Consider the following 17288-nt stretch of genomic DNA (forward strand, 5'->3'; position numbering starts at 1 on the left):
GGTCAGGTCGGGTTCCTGCGTGCCAGGTAGATGAAGAAGGGCGTGCCGAGCAGCGCGGTCATCACCCCCACCGGGACGTCCTGAGGGGCCATCAGGAAGCGCGAGGCCACATCGGCCAGCAGCAGCAGGCTCGCGCCCAGCAGGGCGCAGGCCGGCAGTAGCCAGCGGTGGTCGACGCCGAAGAGCCCCCGCGCCATGTGCGGCACGATCAGTCCGACGAAACCGATCATGCCGGCCAGCGCGACCGAGCTGCCGGCCAGCAGGATCACCGCCAGACCGAGCAGCAGCTTGATGGTGCCGGCTCGCATGCCAAGCCCCTTGACCATGTCGTCGCCCAGCAGCAGGGCGTTGGCGTGGCGGACGAGCAGGGCACACAGCAGCAGGGCGCCGCCGAACAGCGGCAGCAGCGGTACCACCAGCGACAGTTCGCGCCCGGACACGGAACCGGCCAGCCAGTAAAGCACGCTCTCGAAGCTCTGCCGGTCGATGATCAGCAGGCCCTGGCTGAACGACACGAACATGGCGGTGATGGCCACGCCGGCCAGCACGACCCTCAGCGGCGACAGCTCCCCCTGGCGACCGCGACTCAGCATCGCCACCAGGCCGGCCGCGACCAGAGCGCCCAGCAGCGCCGCCCAGACGATCTCGGCCGGGGCATGGAGGGGCAGCAGCGAGACCGCGATCACTACGAAGAACATGGCCCCCGCGTTGATGCCGAGCAGGCTCGGCGAGGCCAGGGGGTTGCGGGTCAGGGTCTGCATCAGGGCGCCGGCGATGGCCAGGCTGGCGCCGACCAGGGCGGCGATCACCGCCCGCGGCAGGCGCTCGGTGAGAATGATGATATGCGCGACCCGGGCGGGATCGTAGTGCAGCAGCGCCTGGGCGAAGGTCGGCGCGGCGATCTCGGTGGTGCCCAGCATGACGCTCGCCGCGAAGGCCGCCGCGGCCAGCGCCAGACCCAGCAGCAGGCCCAGGCCCCGGGTGACGCCGCGGTTCAGCATGCCGCGCCCTCCACATCATGGGCGCGTGACCCGTCACCGGCCTCGGCGCGGCAGCCGGCCGCCGATGTCGACTCAGCCGACAGGGGCGATCCGGGCGCCTCGTGCGCGCTGGGAGCCGCCAACCCGTAGTGGCGGTAGAGGTCGTCGAGCATGGCATTGGCGGCCAGGATGCCGCCGCCCATGATCCAGTTGACGGCATCCACCTCGTAGACGCGATCGGCCGCCACGGCGTCCAGCCGCTGCCAGAGGGGGTGAGAGCGCCAGTGCCGGTAGTTGCGGGCGATGGCGGGATCGTCCGGCTCCAGCAGCACGAAGATCACATCGGCATTGAGGACCGGGATGTTCTCCTCGCTGGTCAGCTTCATGCCCCAGCCCTGGTCCTGCACGGTATCGGGCTGTTCGAAGCCCAGCTCCTCGAGGATCGAGCCGGCGAAGCCCGTGGAATACAGGCGCACATGGTCGCTCTTGAAACGCACCACGGCGGCCTTCTGCGGCCAGTCGTCGCCCAGCGTCCCGGCGATTCGGCGACGAAAGTCCGCCACGCGCGCGTCCCAGGCCCGCAACAGTTCCCTGGCGCGGGCCTCGCGGCCGGTGGCCTCGGCCAGAAGCGCCAGGCTGGCCTTGAAGTCGAAGACGGTGCCGGTGGCCACCGTCGGTGCGACCTGTTCCAGCAGCGGCCGGACCCGCTCGTGGCGAAAGCGCGTGGCCACGATCAGGTCCGGGTCCAGCCAGGCGACCTTCTCCAGGTTGGGCTGGGTCTCCAGGCCGACGTGTTCCACGCCGGACAGCGCCTCGCGCAGGTAGAGATACATGGGCTTTTCCAGCCAGGCGTCGACCACGCCCACCGGCGTGAGACCGAGCGCCACCGCGCTGTCCGTCGCCCCCTGGTAGAGGGTGACGACGCGCTCTGGCGTGGCGGGAACGCGAGTATCGCCGAAGGCGTTGGCGACGGTGATGGCATCACGGGCGTCGCCCGCGGCCAGGGCGGGGGACGCCAATGGCATCAGGCAGGCCAGCAGCGCCGCCAGCCAGCGGGGGAAAGGCCTGCTGGCCATGGCCGTCGGTGCCTGTGCTCCTCGCGATAGGGTGTCGGGCATTGTATGTCGGTCTTTGCAGGTCGGGCAGGCAAGTGGAGAAGAAGCGGCACCCGAGGGTGCCGCGCGACAAGCCAGATCAATCGAAGGTATCGCCTCAGAAGTCGAGCTGATAGCTCAGAGTGAGGGTGCGTCCCCGACCCTTGAAGTACAGATCGTCTTCAAGCACGGGCGACTGCGGGAACGATTGCGAGTAGTAGGTGAAGTAGTCCTCGTCGGTGAGGTTCTCGATACCCAGGCTGGCACGCCCCACCGGCAGGCGATAGGCCAGCGAGGCATCGAGCAGGCCGTAGCCGTCGAACTCGATCGCCGGATCATCGAAGCTGCGGTCGACGTAGTGGCTGTATTGCAGGTGAGTCGACAGCTTGTCGTTCCAGGCTGCGCTCCAGGCCAGCTTGAGGGTGTCCGGGGCCAGGTCGCGGCCCGTCAGCTTGGTGTCGACGCTGCCATCGCCATCGGTGTCGGATTCGCCCTCGGCATGGGTATAGGTGAGGCGTAGCTTGTGGGCGTCATTCAGGCGCGCTTCGCCGGTGACCTCGATACCCTGGATCTCGGTCTTCTCTCGCTGGACACGGTAGTTGCCCTGGGCATCGGGCTGGATGCGCTGGCCGAGATCGGAATTCGACTCGTAGTAGCTCAGCTCGAGCCCGTAGCGATCCCAGTCGAAGCGTGCTCCGACCTCGCGATTGTCGGTGACGATGGGAGAGAGGTCGATCAGGTCGTCGACGCCCTGCCCAGGCGTGCTGACGCCTCGCAGCACACGGCCCACGTCGGGCATGCCGAAGCCCTCGGAGTAGTTGGCATAGAGCTGGGCCCAGTCGGTGGCCTGATAGACGATGCCGGCGTTGAACAGCGTCTCGTCGAACTCGGGGGTACCGCCGTTCACCGAGACCAGGTCGTTCTCGACGCTCGTGCTGCGATCCACGGTCGAGTAGTCGTCGACGTTCAGTTCGGCATGCTCCTGGCGGACCCCGGCATGCAGGCTCAGCGACTTGGTCAGGTCGACGTCACCCTGCAGGAAGGCCGCCACGTTGCGAAACTGGCTTTCCGGGACATAGTTGCGGTCGGTGTTCACCAGCACTTGCTGGGTCTCGTCCTGCAGCAGGTCGAGGCCGGTGGTCAGGCTCAGTCGATCATCGAGCAGGCCGTCGCGGCTCAGAGTGAACTTGGCACCGACCTTGTCGGACTCGTTGCGCGTGTGGTCATAAAGGGTATTGCCCGCATCGTCCTGGTAAGGGAAGGAACCGAGGCCGGTGGCACCGAACTGGGCGCGGAAGCGCTGGGTATAGAGCTGGGCGTCGACGTTATTGCCCAACCAGTCGGCGTGGGAGTACGACAGCCGGGCGGAGGTAACCTCGTTGTAGCCTGGGTCGCTATCGGGCTTGCCCTTGCGCGCGGTGGTCGGGATACCCGCGTCGCGGTCGCCGCTGACCGGCACATAGTCGTCGTCGACTTCGAGGTCGAAATGGTTGATTGACGCCTCGATATTCTGGTCGTCGTCGATCCAGTAGCCCGCTTTGGCCATCAGGTCGTAGCTGGCGGAATTCTGGATCTCGCCATGGTAAGCCATGCCGACGACCTCGTCGTTGCCGTCGTAGAAGACACCGCGTTCCTGGCGGCTGGCGGCCACCAGATAGTCCCAGTCGCCGGTCTGGCCGCTGAGTCGGTAATCCAGCTTGTAGCCGAAGCCATCCGACTTGACGTCATCATCGCTGGTCAGACTGATGCCGGCATGCTGGCGGACCCCGGCGCCGTCGGGACGCTTGGTCACGTAGTTGATGATACCGCCGGTGGCGCCCAGACCGTGTTCGGCGCTGGCGCCGTGGATGACCTCGATGCGCTCGACCATGGAGAGGTCGATGGTATAACCGTCCCTGCCGCCGTCGCGCAGCGGGTTGGACTGGGGGACGCCATCGATCATGAACAGAGCCGAGCGGCCGCGGAAGGTCTCACCGGTATTATTGAGCTTCTGGCGACTGGGCGAGTAGGAAGGAATCAGGTTGCTGAGTACCTGACTGGGGTCCTGGGTGATCGCCAGTTGCTGCTCGATCTGCTCGCGGGTGATGATGGTGACCTTCTGCGGCGTCTCGCCTTCGCTGCTGCGGTTGCGGGTCGCGGTGACGACCACCGGGGAGAGGTCATCGGCATCCGACGAGGCGGCATCGACGGTCGTGGCAGTCTGGGCGAACGCCGTGACGGGCAGGGCGGCACACAGCAGAACGGGGCGCAGTCGCGTCGGGCGCGGGGTGGTGAGCATACGGCAAGAGTTCCTTGATTCGATCCAGGGAAAAATTTGTCGATCGTTGTTGTGTCTGGCGATACGCAGCGTTGCGCTATTCGATATCGGGCCATGGATGATAATGTTTTGCATTTGCTGATGCAAATGGTTAGCCACCGCAATAGTGCCGCCCCAAGCCGCCCCGGAGCGTCGTTGACTTGCCGACATAATGCGCCACAATGCCCCGCCATTGTCTCGACGAGGATCGCCCGTGGAACTCTTGCGCGTCGTCTTTCGCCACTACCGCTGGCCGTTCATTGCCGTCATGGCGCTCAGTCTGGCGAGTGCCGGCCTGGGCATCGGGGTCATCGCCTTCATCAACCGACGGTTGATCGAGGCCCATGGCGACCCGCTGGTGGTGTTACCGCAGTTCATCGGGCTGATCGTGCTGCTGCTGGCCATCACGCTCGGGGCACAACTGGCGTTGACTACCCTGGGGCACCATTTCGTCTACCGACTGCGCGGGCGGTTGATCAAGCGGATCCTCGACACCGACATCGAACGTGTCGAGCACCTGGGCAGTGCCAACCTCATGGCGAGTCTCTCCAGTGATGTGCGCCAGATCACCATTGCCTTCGTGCGACTCCCCGAGCTGGTTCAGGGCGTGATCCTGACGGTGGGGTCGGCGTTGTACCTGGCCTGGCTATCGCCCGGCATGCTGGCGGTCACCGCCGTCTGGGTGGCGGTGACCGTGGTCGTCGGCTGGCTGCTGGTCTCGCGGGTCTATCGGCACCTCGGCCGGGTGCGTGCAACCGAGGATCGCCTCTACCAGGACTACGCGGCGGTGATCGAGGGACGCAAGGAACTCGCGCTCAACCGCGATCGCGCGCGCCGCCTGTTCGACGAGGTCTACACCCGCAACGCCCGGGAATATCGCCATCACATCATCCGCTCCGACACCTTTCACCTGAGTGCCGTCAACTGGTCCAACATCATGATGCTGGGGGCCATCGGCCTGGCGTTCTTCCTGGCCAATGGCCTGGGCTGGGCCAACACCAACGTGGCGGCGACCTATTCCCTGACCCTGCTGTTCCTGCGCACACCGTTGATCCAGGCGGTGGGCGCGCTGCCGACGCTGCTCGGCGCCCAGGTCGCCTTCGACAAGCTCGAAAGCCTGCAACTGGCCGATTATCGTGAGGCGTTCACCAGCGGCGATGCCCTGACGGACTGGCAGACCCTGGAGCTGCGCGGCGTGACCTTCCGCTATGCCGACGGCGAGCAGGGGCGGGGCTTCGAGGTCGGCCCCATCGACCTGACCCTGAAACGCGGCGAACAGGTGTTCCTGATCGGCGGCAACGGCAGCGGCAAGTCGACCCTGGCCCGACTGTTGACCGGCCTCTATCAGCCACATGACGGCGAGATCCTGCTCGATGGGCGTGCGCTCGAGCCGGCCGAGCGGGAGGCCTATCGGCGTGGCTGCTCGGCGGTCTTCACCGACTTCCACCTCTTCGATCGGCTGATGGGGCAGGAGGGCGCCTCGCCCGACCCCGCGCTGGTGGAGGATTGGCTGGACCGGCTGGACATGGAAGAGAAACTGCATTTCGACGGCGATCGTGTCACCAATCCGCAACTCTCCCAGGGACAGCGCAAGCGACTGGCGTTGTTGCTGGCCATTGCCGAACAGCGTGACTTCCTGCTGCTGGACGAATGGGCCGCCGACCAGGACCCACAGTTCCGACGGACCTTCTACCAGGCCTTGCTGCCCCGGTTGCGCGAGCTGGGCAAGACGGTGCTGGCCGTCAGTCACGACGACGCCTACTTCGATCACGCCGACCGTCTGCTCGAGATGCGTGATGGCCGGCTTCGCGAATTGACCGGCAGGCAACGGGAACGGGCCAGCCAGGATGCGGTGGGGAGCCTCGATGGCGTCTGACCCTTTGGGTCGCTTGAATGCCATCCGCTTGATCGGCCACGAACATCCCATCAGGCGATTCGTGGCCGATCTTTGAACTCGCCGGTCGCCTTGTCACATGGCGCTCGGCGAGCCCCCTATGCCGGATATCCGACACACAACAGGATGATCGGGGTCAGTGGCGTCTGCAGGTCAAGAAGATTAGCGGTTTCTTCATCATTGAAACCACCAACCCAGACACTTCCCAAGCCTTCGGCCACAGCTTGTAACTGAAGGTTCTGTGCCGCCGCTCCAGCTTCCATGTACACATATCGCACCCCACGCTCCCCATAAGGCTTCTGCTCGGCGAAGGCGCGGCTCGGGGTTACCATATCGGCACAGATGGCCACGATGAATGCGGCATCCGCGATCCATTGAGGGGCCCCGATAGCGGCTCTTCTCAATGCAGGGCGCACATCCGCACGGTTGACCATCCTCAGGCCGGAGTCGAGGGAGTCGACCTCATATACGCCCTGGTCGAGGCCATCGACGCGGTTCGCCACGACGAATAACTGGAGCGGGTGAATGGCGTGGGCGGAAGGTGCCGTTCTTTTCCCTTCCGTATCGGTAATGCCCTGTGCCGCCCAAGCGAGTCTTTTCAGCACCTCAGGGGAAACGGCGGCGTTGGTGAACTCCCGAATCGTTCGGCGTCGTGACAGGGCTTGGGTAAGCGTGATGTCTGCCAACGTAGTGGTTCCTCCTTGAACGCAAGGTTGCATGTCAACGTATAGCACCATGTTTCGACGCTCCGGGCCAGGCTTGACAAGGCCCCGGAGCGGACCGACACCTTCCTTCGGAACCCCTCCGGGGGCTGCAACTTCTGGGGCGACCATGTCATGAGGGGACGGTGTGTGAGCATCTGCCGGGAACGCCCCGGACTTCCGGGCATGCGACGGAGTGGTGTCGCGAGCGTGTTGCGCGCGTGGAATTGTTAATCTAGGTGCCAACAATTATCATCCACGTTTGCGTGCCGGGGTCGTCGATGTCGGCACGATGTCATTTATCCGTGTCATTCTCATCGCCGAGGCTCCCGATGCCACATTCATGTCCTCCCGCCCCGTCCCGTTCGCCGATGGCGCTCGCCGTTCGTCGTGCGCTGGGACTTTCGCTGTCCGGCGCTCTGCTGGGCGCGCCGCTGCTCGCCCTGGCTCAGGACGAGGTCGCTGAATCCGATACCGTCGTCGTGGTTGGTACGGCCCTCAAGGTCGCCGCGCCACTGGTCGAGACGCCGCGTCCGGTGTCGACCGTCCAGCGGGAGGAGCTGGAGGAGCGCAACGTTCAGAGCCTCGACGAGACCTTCCGTTATCGAGCCGGCGTGCTGGCGGGTCATTATGGCGCGGATAACGATACCGACTGGTTCAAGGTGCGAGGCTTCGATCAGTCCACCTACCAGGATGGTCTGCGTATCTATCGGACGGGGTACTACCAGTGGTTGCCCGAGCCTTATGGTCTGGAAAGCGTCGATGTGTTCAAGGGGCCGTCGTCGATTCTCTACGGTGAAGCACCGGCTGGCGGCCTGATCAACGCCGTCAGCAAGCGGCCGACGAGCGAGCCGCGGGGCGAGGTCAACATCCAGGCCGGCAATCGTCAGCATCGGCAACTCGGCATCGATACCTCGGGGCCATTGACCGAGAGCGGCGACGTTCGCTACCGCATGGTCGGCATGGTCAAGCAGCGCGATGGCGATCTCGACAACACCGAGAACGAGCGCTATTACTTCGCGCCGAGCCTCGAAGTGGATTTCAGTGACGACACCAGCATGACCTTCCTGGCCAGTGTCCAGAAGGATGATGCGGTCCCGACCAACCCCTTCAAGCTGACCTATGGCACGGTCGAGGACACGCCCTTCGGCAAGGTCGATCCGCAGACCAGTTATGGCGAGCCGGGCTATGACACCAATGAACGCACTCAGGCGTCCCTCGGTTACGAGCTGCGCCATCAGTTCAATGATACCTGGCGCTTCGAGCAGAACCTGCGCTACAGCTACCTGGACATGGATCTGCGAAGTACCTATATCTCCGCTCGTCAGCCCGGGTCCGATCGACTGGCCACTCGCGGGCTGGCCTATCGGGATGGCGAGATCGAAAGCTGGACGATGGACAACCGGCTGATCGGCAACTGGTACACCGATCGGACCGAGAACACCCTGATGATCGGTCTGGGTTACCAGGATCTTGGCCTCGAGGGCAAGGAGGCCGACCTCTTTACCTTTGGCGATCCCATCGACATCTTCGACCCTCGGTACGGCAACTATACGCCGGTGACCGAGGATCAGTTGACCGATCGCGAGATCGACAAGCAGCAGACCGGCCTGTACCTCCAGGATCAGCTGCGCATCGACGACCGCTGGGTACTGCTCGGCAGCGTGCGTTATGACCAGGCGGAGACCGATAACGTCAACCGCACAGCCGGTACCACGCAACGTGCCGACGACGATCAGGTCTCCTGGTCCGGCGGAGTCATGTACCTCGGCGAGCATGGCATCAATCCCTATCTGAGCTACACCGAGTCCTTCGAGCCGCAGGCCAGCGTCGACGACGATGGACGCCTCTACGAGCCTCTCGAAGGCGAACAATGGGAAGCCGGCGTCAAGGTCGCGCCGCCGGACTGGGATGGCTACGTCACCGCGGCCGTCTTCGATCTCGAACAGCGCAACAGCCTGGTCACGACCGGGGGCGGACGTCAGGAACAGGTGGGCAAGCAGACGTCACAGGGCGTCGAACTGGAAGGCGTCGGCTACCTGACGGATCAGTTGCAGCTCACCGCTGCCTATACCTATACCGATGCCGAGCGCGAGGGGGACGAGCGCAAGAGCCTGATTCCGCGGCATCAAGCCTCGGCCTGGCTGGACTACGCCTTCCAGGAAGGCGCCCTGCAGGGGCTCAAGCTCGGTGGCGGCGTGCGTTACGTCGGCGAGAGCACCTACAACGACATCACGGTGTCGGATGTCACCCTGGTCGATGCTATGGCCAGCTACGACTTCGCCGACAACTGGCGGGCTCAGGTCAACGTCAACAACCTGACCGACAAGGAATACGTCGCCAGCTGTGACTACTGGTGCTACTACGGCGAATCGCGGAGTGTGATCGGTAGCTTGAGCTACCAGTGGTGAAGGGGAAACACTGATTTATTGCTGCGCCCGATATCCTGGCCGCCGGCGGTGCTCGGAATCCTCATGTAGCACAGGCTACACTCCGGTTGACTCGGAACCTTCGGTTCCTCGCCCCTTCGGGACCATCCTCCGGATGTTTGTCGCTTCGCTCGGTTCTGCGCTCCGGCGGCAACCAGCCTCTCTTCGCTCGCGACATAAATCAGTGCATCCCCTGAGGTGGGAATTGAATAATCCCTATTAATCAAAAAGGCCCGAGGCTCTGGAGAGTGCCTCGGGCCTTTTTGCTGGCAACACCGCCGATCGTGAGCCGATACTGATCGCTTCCAGCTTCCAGCTTCCAGCTTCCAGCTTCCAGCTTCCAGCGGCTCAGAGCCTTCGGAGCCCCCACATGAAGTAGGCGCCGCCCAGCAGGGAGGCGACGATGCCGGCGGGAATCTCTTGTGGAAACAGCAGCTGACGGCCTACCCAGTCGGCCAGCACCATCAGCAGGGCGCCGGTCAGGGCTGCGCCCAGCAGGTGCATGCTCGCCCGGGAAAAGCCCAGCAGACGGGCCAGGTGGGGCGCGAGCAGGCCGACGAAGGAGAGCGGGCCGACCACCAGGGTGGCGGCGGCGGTGAGCAGGGCGACCAGTAGCAACAGCAGCAGGCGCGAGCGCTTCAGGCCGATGCCGAGTGCCCTGGACGTGGCGGCCCCCAGCGGCAGGATATCCAGCCAGCGGGCGAGCGGGCCGGTCAGCAGGCCGAGTGCCAGGGCGAGCGCGATGACGACCAGGGCACTGGTCAGGTCGACATAGTAGGTGGATCCCGAGAGCCAGGCGATGACCTGCTGGCCACGCGGGTCGCCGCCGGCCAGCACGATGGCGCGTACGGCATCGAAGGCGGCGGTGATCGCCACCCCGGTCAACAGCAGACGCTCGGGCAGCAGGCCGCTGCGACCGTTGAGCAGGATCAGCACGCCGAGACTGGCGAGTGCCCCCAGGGTGCCGACGCCGACCAGGGTCAGGTTGTCGGGCGAGGGCAGCAGGAAGATGGCCAGGATCAGTGCGATGGCGCTGCCGCCGCTGATGCCCAGCACCTCGGGGCTGGCCATGGGATTGGCGGTGACGCGCTGGATCAGGGTGCCGGCGATGGCCAGCATCACGCCACAGCCGGCCGAGGCCAGGACCCGAGGCAATCGCCACTGCAGGACCGCCCAGTCATCGGGCGAGAGCCAGGACCAGCCGCCGGCGGTCTGTCCGACGAGCAATGCCACTACCGTCACGACCGCCAGGCCGATGACCAGTCCAGCCGCCAGGCGACCGGGGGCAGGGTGTCGTCCGGCCGGCGCGGTGGTCGTGCCGGGAGGTTGGTCGCCGCGCAGGCGCAGCCGGGGGATCAGCCAGATCAACAGGGGCGCGCCCAGGGCAGCGGTGACGGCGCCGGTGGGGATCAGGCCCGATACCTGGCCGGTGAACTGCTGAAGTAGCTGGTCGGTGGTGGCCAGCAAGAGGGCGCCGAGCAGCGTCGACCAGAGCAGTCGCGGACCGAGGCGGCGAGCCCCGGCCAGGCGCACGATGTTCGGTGCGGCCAGGCCGATGAAGCCGATCACGCCGACCACGCTGACCACGCAGCCAGTGAGGAAGACCGCCAGGCCGAGGCCGGCCAGGCGCAGGGCGCGCAACGAGACGCCGAGGCTCCGGGCGCTGGCATCATCGAGCTCGAGCACCGCCAGCGGGCGCAGCAGCAACCAGGCGGCCAGGGCGCCGAGGACCAGGCGGGGAGCGAGAAAGGCCACGCCGTCCCAGTCGTTCTGGGCCAGCGAGCCGGCGCCCCAGATCAGCAGCCCCTTGAGTTCCTCCTGATGGAAGAGCAGCAACACGATGCCCAGCGCCCCCAGGTAGAGGTTGACCACCAGGCCGCCGAGTACCACGACCACCGGGGCCAGGCCTCGACGCCAGGCCAGGGCGAATACCAGCGCCATGGACAGGCCGCCGCCGACCAGCGCGACCCATTCTCGCCCCAGTCCCAGCAGTCCGGGGGCCGCCAGGGTGGCGACCATCAGCGCCAGGTTGGCGCCGCTGGCTACGCCCAGGGTGGTGGGGGCCGCCAGGGGGTTGCGCAGTACCTGCTGCATCAGGACCCCGGCCAGGGCCAGGCCGCCGCCGGCCAGCAGCGACATGGTCAGCCGCGGCCACCAGCTGAAGTGCAGGACCAGGGTGTCCATCGTGGGATTGGTGCTGCCGAACAGGGCCTGAAGGCCAGCGGCGAGTCCCGCCCCGGCATTCAGGCTCGTCGAGGCCAGCGCCACCAGGGCCAGGCAGAGCAGGGCGCAGGCGATGCCCGGTGTCAATCGGAAGGACGTCCTAGCGAGCATGGGGCGCCTCCAGCGCGGCGGTGAGTTGCTCGGCAAAGCGCTGTGCCGAGGGCAGGGCGCCGAAGCTCCAGACCGGCGGCAGCACCAGGGGTTCGCCTCGGCTGTCGCGTACCAGCCCTTGCCAGAGTCCGCTCCGGTCGAGCGTCTCGCGGACGCCGGCGGGGTACGGCTCGACCACCACCAGGCGAGCGTCGAGATTCGCCAGCGCCTCGATGCCGACCAGCGAGAAGCCCCATGCGTTCGTCTCGCCGGACCAGGCGTTGTCGAGGCCGAGGCGTTCCAGCACCGCCTGGTACAGGCCGTTGTCGCCGAAGACGCGGACGTGACGCGCATCCATGAACTGGACGACCAGCAACGGCGGGGTGTCATCGGACAGTTGTTGACGCAGTTCGGCGATGCGTGACTCGGCATCCTCGATCAGTTGCTCGGCCGCCGCGGGGCGGCCGATGACGTCGGCGACGCCACGGGTCAGCTCGCGCATTTCCTGCCAGGTGTCGCGCCCGGGGGTATAGAGCGTGAAGTTCTTTACCGGGGCGATGCGCGACAGGCGCGGCGTCAGATTGGCGAACATCGGTGAAATCAGGATCCGGTCGGGATCGAGGTCCGACAGCAACTCGAGATTGGGCTGGGTGCGCAGGCCGAGGTCGGCCACGGTATCAGGCAGGTGTGGCTCGCCGACCCAATCGTGATAGGCATCGATCTGGGCAACCGCCATGGGCGGCGTATCGAGTGCCTGGAGGGTTTCGGCCAGGGTCCAGTCCAGGGTCGCGATACGTGGCGGATCGGCGAGGGCGGTTGGTGTGCTGATGAGACAGCAGAGGGTCATCAGGATGGTCAGCCAGCGCGTGGTGGCGCGGACGGTAATACGGAGAGCTGGGCCGAAACTCAGGAGCATGACGTCATGGCTTGAGGGTCAATGAACGACGGCGATGGGATGTTCCCCACCGGGATGGGACATGACGCGCATGGGAATGCCGTAGATGGCCTCCAGGGTGGCATCCTGCATCATCTCCCCGGGGCTGCCCTGGGCGAGGATTCGGCCGCTGTGCAAGGCTACCAGGTGATCGCAGTAACGGGCGGCCATGTTGACATCGTGCAGCACGATGACCACGCCCAGGCCGAGCTCGCGGCACAGCTGGCGCACCAGCGCCAGGACCTCGACCTGGTGGGCGATATCCAGCGCCGCCAGGGGTTCGTCGAGGAGCAGAAAGCGACTGCCCTGGGCCAGCAGCATGGCCAGCCAGACGCGCTGGCGCTCGCCGCCGGAGAGCGTATCGACGAGGCGGTCGGCGAAGGCTTCGGTGTGCGTCAGTTCGATGGCGCGCTCGACCTGCTCGCGGTCCTCCCGTGTATGGCGCCCGAGCAGGCCGTGCCAGGGATAACGGCCGAAGCCGATCAACTCGCGGCCGGTCAGGTTCTCGGCACTGGGCAGGTGCTGCGGCAGGTAGGCGACCTGGCGGGCGAACTCACGGTTACCCCAGTCGGCCAGGGGGCGTTCGTCGAAGCGTACCTCGCCGCGGCTGGCGGGTTGCTGCTGGGCCAGCAACTTGAGCAGTGTCGATTTTCCGGAGCCGTTATGGCCGATCAAGCCGTAGACACGACCCTCGCGAAAGCTCAGGTCGGTAGGATGCAACAGCCGGCTGCCGTTGACCTCGAACGTCGCGGCCTTGACTTCGAACATGATGGACTCCACATCTCTTGGGGAGCGTGAGAGCGTTATCGACCGCCTCGCGCCCGGCTAGCCTAAAGCAGATAAGAATGGTTATCAATATTCGCTCGATGAGGGCGATGAAGAAATTCTATGGAAAATTGATAATCATTTTGCGTTAGTGTCTAGGGTCCTGATTTGCCATACTCTTGTATGCGCCGAGTCGCGGATCCGCGACCATTCATCAACGAGGAGGATGCTTCATCATGCCGCATTCACTGCCCGAGATTGCGTACCAGTACGATGCCCTGGAACCCCATATCGATGCCCTGACCATGGAGATCCACCACACGCGGCACCATCAGACTTATGTGAATAATCTGAATGCCGCGCTCGAGGGCACAGGCCTCGAGGAAGTGCCGGTGGACGAGCTGGTCGCCAATCTCGATCGCGTGCCCGACGACAAGCGTCAGCCCGTGATCAACAACGGCGGCGGCCACTCCAACCACTCCATGTTCTGGAAGATGATGTCGCCGCAGGGCGGCGGTCAGCCGAAGGGCAAGGTAGCCGAGGCCATCGACAGCGAACTGGGCGGCTTCGACGCCTTCAAGGAAGCCTTCACCAAGGCAGCCCTGACGCGCTTCGGCAGCGGCTGGGCCTGGCTGAGCGTGACACCGCAGGGTGGCCTGGTGGTCGAGAACACCCTGAACCAGGATAGCCCGCTGATGCACGGCAACACTCCGGTGCTGGGTCTGGACGTGTGGGAGCACGCTTACTACCTGAAGTACCAGAACAAGCGTCCCGACTACATCGCGGCCTTCTTCAACGTGGTCGACTGGGACGAAGTCGAGCGTCGCTACCAGGCTGCCACTGCCTGAGGTGTCGCTTGGGAAATACTGAATAAATCGCCGAGCATCGTGAAGCGCGAGGCGCACGGAGCACAGAAAGCGAGGCATAACGCGAGGTTAGGCGAGCTTTCGAGCACCGCGTAACGACGCGATTTACATGCGCAGGCATTTAAGCAGTGTTTCCCTTGAATCGCGCTTGTAGCGGGCGCGGTGATACCAGATTCGCCAGGGTCGGCTGACACGCCGGCCCTGGCGTTTTTCGTTGGTTCATGTCGTCACGGTGCCGTGCCGGTGCGTCGCATGCCATCAAGGAGAGTCAAGCATGTCGAGTACGAGTAGTTTCCAGGCCCTGGGGCGCCTGTTGCGTTATGCCCGAGGGCACCGACGGCATATCGTCGCCGCCACGATCTGCTCGGTGATCAACAAGCTGTTCGATATCGCGCCGGAGATCCTCATCGGGGTGGCCATCGATGTGGTGGTCAACCAGGAGGACAGTTTCGTCGCCGGGCTGGGCTTCACCTCGGCCCGTGAGCAGATCCTGGTACTCGGTGTGCTGACCTTCCTGATCTGGGCCGGCGAGTCGCTGTTCGAGTATCTCTACCAGATCCTGTGGCGCAACCTGGCCCAGCGGTTGCAGGCCGAACTGCGCCAGGATGCCTATGAGCACGTGCAGCGTCTCGATATGGGCTTCTTCGAGTCGCAGAGTTCGGGTCGCCTGGTGGCGATCATGAACGACGACGTCAACCAGCTCGAGCGTTTCCTCGATGGCGGCGCCAATTCCATGATCCAGGTCGGGGTCACCGTGGTGGCGGTGGGGGCGGTGTTCTTCGTGCTGTCGCCGTTGATCGCACTGCTGGCCTTCACGCCGATTCCGTTGATCGTGTGGGGGGCCTTCTTCTTCCAGCGCAAGGCCGGGCCGCTGTACGCCGAGGTGCGTGAGCGCGTCGGCGAACTGGCCAGCCGGCTGTCCAACAACCTGGCGGGCATCGCGACGATCAAGAGCTTCACCGCCGAGACGCGCGAGGCCGAGCGCCTGCGCGAGACCAGCGAGGCCTATGTGGAGGCCAACCGCCGGGCGATTCGCATCAGCTCGGCCTTTATTCCGGTGATCCGCATGGCGATCCTTACCGGCTTCCTGGCGACCTTCACGGTGGGCGGCATGATGGCCTTGCGCGGCGATCTCAATGTCGGCGCCTACGGTGTGCTGGTGTTCCTGACGCAGCGACTGCTGTGGCCGCTGACCGGTCTGGCCCAGGTGATCGACCTGTTCGAGCGGGCCATGGCCAGTACCCGGCGCATTCTCGATCTGCTGGCCACGCCGATCCAGGTGCATGACGCCGGTGGTACCGAACTTGCGCGTCCGGTGCGTGGCGCGGTGTGCTTCGAAGGCGTGGGGTTTCGTTACGCCGAGTCCGCTGCCGGTGTCGAGGGTATCGATCTCGAGGTGCCGTCCGGCCATACCCTGGCCCTGGTGGGGGCTACCGGGTCGGGCAAGTCGACACTGATCAAGCTGCTGCTGCGCTTCCACGATCCGGCCGCGGGGCGGGTACTCATCGACGACCAGCCGACCGAGACGCTCACCCTTTCCTCGTTGCGCGAGGCCATCGGCCTGGTCAGCCAGGATGTCTATCTCTTCGAGGGCACGGTGCGCGACAACATCGCCTATGGCCGCCCCGAGGCCGACGAGGACGAGGTGATCGAGGCGGCGCGCACCGCCGAGGCCTGGGGCTTCATCCAGACGTTGCCGCAAGGACTCGACACACCGGTCGGCGAGCGCGGCGTGCGTCTTTCCGGGGGCCAGCGCCAGCGGTTGTCGCTGGCCCGGGCCTTGCTCAAGGACCCGCCGATCCTGGTGCTGGACGAGGCCACCAGCGCCGTGGACAACGAGACCGAGGCGGCGATCCAGCGCTCGTTGTCGCGTATCGGTCATGGCCGCACGGTGATCATGATCGCCCACCGGCTTTCGACCATCGTGCATGCCGACGAGATCGCGGTCGTGGAGGCCGGCCGGGTCGTCGAGCGTGGATGTCATGACGAGCTGCTGGCGCAGGACGGGCGCTATGCCACCCAGTGGCGGGTGCAGACCGGCGAGGCCGGGGCGGTGCTGTCGGTTTGAAGCGGGATCGATCCGTCCCCAGGCGGCGTGATGGTCAGACACGCGGCGTCTTGTCGCTCGGGCCACGAGGACTGTCATCGAGAAACGGCTGGAGCAACAGGCGATCCAGCCTGAGGGCGCGGGCGTTCCGGAACGCCTCGAGGCCGATCGTCATGCCGAGGTGGCCGGCACTGGGCTGAGCGCGGTAGGTGCCGAAGAGGTGATCCCACCAGGGTAGGTTGAAACCGAAGTTGCTGTCGGTCTCCCGGGGGATGATCGAGTGATGCACGCGGTGCATCTCCGGCGTCACCACGAACCGCCGCAGGCGTCGATCGAGCCAGGCAGGCAAGCGCACATTGCCATGGTTGAACATCGAGGTGGCATTGAGCACGACTTCGAAGATCAGCACCGCGAGCACCGGGGCGCCCAGCGCCATCACCGCGGCAAGCTTGATGCCCATCGAGAGCAGGATCTCCAGGGGGTGGAAGCGCAGTCCCGTGGTCACGTCGAATTCGAGATCGGCATGATGCATGCGGTGCAGTCGCCAGCACCAGGGCACGGCATGGAACAGCCTGTGCTGAAAGTAGATGGCCATGTCCAGTGCCACGAACGACACCAGAACCGCCAGCCAGCCCGGTGAGGCCAGCACGTTGAACAGGCCCCAGCCATGCTCGGCCGCGACATGGGCGGCCCCGACCGCGGCCAGCGGAAAGACCAGGCGCAGCGCCAGGGTGTCGACTACCACGATCATCAGGTTGTGCGGCCAGCGCTGCCAGCGGCGGTAGCGCTGGGGGCGGCGCGGTGCGGCGATTTCCCAGAGCGCCATCGCCACCAGAACCCCGGTGAAGATACCGAGCCGTATCGTCGGTTCATGCGAAAGCAGCGTGTCGACCATGGCGTTCACCGGTTGCCGTGAAACAGGGCGGAGCCCGTGGCTCCAGTGTCGCCAGGGACGGGAAGAGGTCAAGC

At 65.3% G+C, this 17288-nt stretch carries 12 protein-coding genes; 4 read left to right on the plus strand and 8 right to left on the minus strand.

The genetic code is table 11. The features are described from left to right. Window positions 1-2: 2 nt before the first annotated feature. From LU493_RS01745 to LU493_RS01755, 3 genes are all read right to left on the minus strand, one after another. The gene (locus tag LU493_RS01745) at window positions 3-1001 is read right to left on the minus strand and encodes a FecCD family ABC transporter permease (protein ID WP_275286059.1); all 999 of its coding nucleotides are present in this window, start codon (window positions 999-1001) and stop codon (window positions 3-5) included. Continuing rightward, a complete protein-coding gene (locus LU493_RS01750; RefSeq protein ID WP_428994514.1) occupies window positions 995-2056 on the minus strand; it encodes an ABC transporter substrate-binding protein in 1062 nt (353 codons plus the stop codon). The genes LU493_RS01745 and LU493_RS01750 overlap by 7 nt, the downstream gene beginning before the upstream one ends. A 136-nt stretch (window positions 2057-2192) precedes the next feature. Further along, entirely contained in the window at window positions 2193-4352 is a 2160-nt protein-coding gene (locus tag LU493_RS01755; protein WP_275286060.1) for a TonB-dependent receptor, read from the minus strand. A gap of 232 nt (window positions 4353-4584) precedes the next feature. Between LU493_RS01755 and LU493_RS01760 the strand changes: the two genes are divergently transcribed. Beyond that, entirely contained in the window at window positions 4585-6246 is a 1662-nt protein-coding gene (locus tag LU493_RS01760; RefSeq protein ID WP_275286061.1) for a multidrug ABC transporter permease/ATP-binding protein, read from the plus strand. Window positions 6247-6362: 116 nt separating this feature from the next. On the opposite strand, the gene LU493_RS01765 is transcribed toward LU493_RS01760, so the two are convergent. Next, window positions 6363-6950 carry a SagB/ThcOx family dehydrogenase gene (locus tag LU493_RS01765; RefSeq protein ID WP_275286062.1) on the minus strand — a complete coding sequence of 196 codons (588 nt, stop codon included), beginning with the start codon at window positions 6948-6950 and terminating at the stop codon, window positions 6363-6365. Window positions 6951-7297: 347 nt separating this feature from the next. Between LU493_RS01765 and LU493_RS01770 the strand changes: the two genes are divergently transcribed. Beyond that, complete coding sequence (locus tag LU493_RS01770; RefSeq protein ID WP_275286063.1) at window positions 7298-9376, plus strand: TonB-dependent siderophore receptor; 2079 nt, start codon at window positions 7298-7300, stop codon at window positions 9374-9376. A gap of 366 nt (window positions 9377-9742) precedes the next feature. Here LU493_RS01770 and fhuB read toward each other — a convergent pair whose 3' ends face one another. The 3 genes from fhuB to LU493_RS01785 form a co-directional block, all read right to left on the minus strand. Then, window positions 9743-11728, minus strand: coding sequence for a Fe(3+)-hydroxamate ABC transporter permease FhuB (gene fhuB / locus LU493_RS01775; RefSeq protein ID WP_275286064.1), 1986 nt, complete (start codon window positions 11726-11728; stop codon window positions 9743-9745). Next, a complete protein-coding gene (locus LU493_RS01780) occupies window positions 11718-12554 on the minus strand; it encodes an ABC transporter substrate-binding protein (protein ID WP_275286065.1) in 837 nt (278 codons plus the stop codon). Before LU493_RS01780 ends, fhuB begins: the two co-directional genes overlap by 11 nt. Before the next feature lie 87 nt (window positions 12555-12641). After that, a complete protein-coding gene (locus tag LU493_RS01785; protein ID WP_275286066.1) occupies window positions 12642-13409 on the minus strand; it encodes an ATP-binding cassette domain-containing protein in 768 nt (255 codons plus the stop codon). Between the two features lie 233 nt (window positions 13410-13642). Between LU493_RS01785 and LU493_RS01790 the strand changes: the two genes are divergently transcribed. After that, the gene (locus LU493_RS01790) at window positions 13643-14254 is read left to right on the plus strand and encodes a superoxide dismutase (RefSeq protein ID WP_275286067.1); all 612 of its coding nucleotides are present in this window, start codon (window positions 13643-13645) and stop codon (window positions 14252-14254) included. A gap of 292 nt (window positions 14255-14546) precedes the next feature. Beyond that, window positions 14547-16340: an ABC transporter ATP-binding protein gene (locus tag LU493_RS01795; protein WP_275286068.1), complete on the plus strand. Its 1794-nt coding sequence runs from the start codon at window positions 14547-14549 to the stop codon at window positions 16338-16340. A gap of 34 nt (window positions 16341-16374) precedes the next feature. Here LU493_RS01795 and LU493_RS01800 read toward each other — a convergent pair whose 3' ends face one another. Further along, window positions 16375-17214 carry a sterol desaturase family protein gene (locus LU493_RS01800; protein WP_275286069.1) on the minus strand — a complete coding sequence of 280 codons (840 nt, stop codon included), beginning with the start codon at window positions 17212-17214 and terminating at the stop codon, window positions 16375-16377. Between the last annotated feature and the right edge of the window lie 74 nt (window positions 17215-17288).

The sequence above is a fragment of the Halomonas elongata genome, from assembly GCF_029081005.1.
GTDB lineage: Bacteria > Pseudomonadota > Gammaproteobacteria > Pseudomonadales > Halomonadaceae > Halomonas > Halomonas elongata_B.

What these genes read in the sequence shown, in the direction of transcription:
- LU493_RS01745 (WP_275286059.1), bottom strand. Translation starts at nt 1,001, where the DNA reads ATGCTGAACCGCGGCGTCACCCGGGGCCTGGGCCTGCTGCTGGGTCTG.
- LU493_RS01750 (WP_428994514.1), bottom strand. Translation starts at nt 2,056, where the DNA reads ATGGCCAGCAGGCCTTTCCCCCGCTGGCTGGCGGCGCTGCTGGCCTGC.
- LU493_RS01755 (WP_275286060.1), bottom strand. Translation starts at nt 4,352, where the DNA reads ATGCTCACCACCCCGCGCCCGACGCGACTGCGCCCCGTTCTGCTGTGT.
- LU493_RS01770 (WP_275286063.1), top strand. Translation starts at nt 7,298, where the DNA reads ATGCCACATTCATGTCCTCCCGCCCCGTCCCGTTCGCCGATGGCGCTC.
- fhuB (WP_275286064.1), bottom strand. Translation starts at nt 11,728, where the DNA reads ATGCTCGCTAGGACGTCCTTCCGATTGACACCGGGCATCGCCTGCGCC.
- LU493_RS01780 (WP_275286065.1), bottom strand. Translation starts at nt 12,554, where the DNA reads ATGACCCTCTGCTGTCTCATCAGCACACCAACCGCCCTCGCCGATCCG.
- LU493_RS01785 (WP_275286066.1), bottom strand. Translation starts at nt 13,409, where the DNA reads ATGTTCGAAGTCAAGGCCGCGACGTTCGAGGTCAACGGCAGCCGGCTG.
- LU493_RS01790 (WP_275286067.1), top strand. Translation starts at nt 13,643, where the DNA reads ATGCCGCATTCACTGCCCGAGATTGCGTACCAGTACGATGCCCTGGAA.
- LU493_RS01795 (WP_275286068.1), top strand. Translation starts at nt 14,547, where the DNA reads ATGTCGAGTACGAGTAGTTTCCAGGCCCTGGGGCGCCTGTTGCGTTAT.
- LU493_RS01800 (WP_275286069.1), bottom strand. Translation starts at nt 17,214, where the DNA reads ATGGTCGACACGCTGCTTTCGCATGAACCGACGATACGGCTCGGTATC.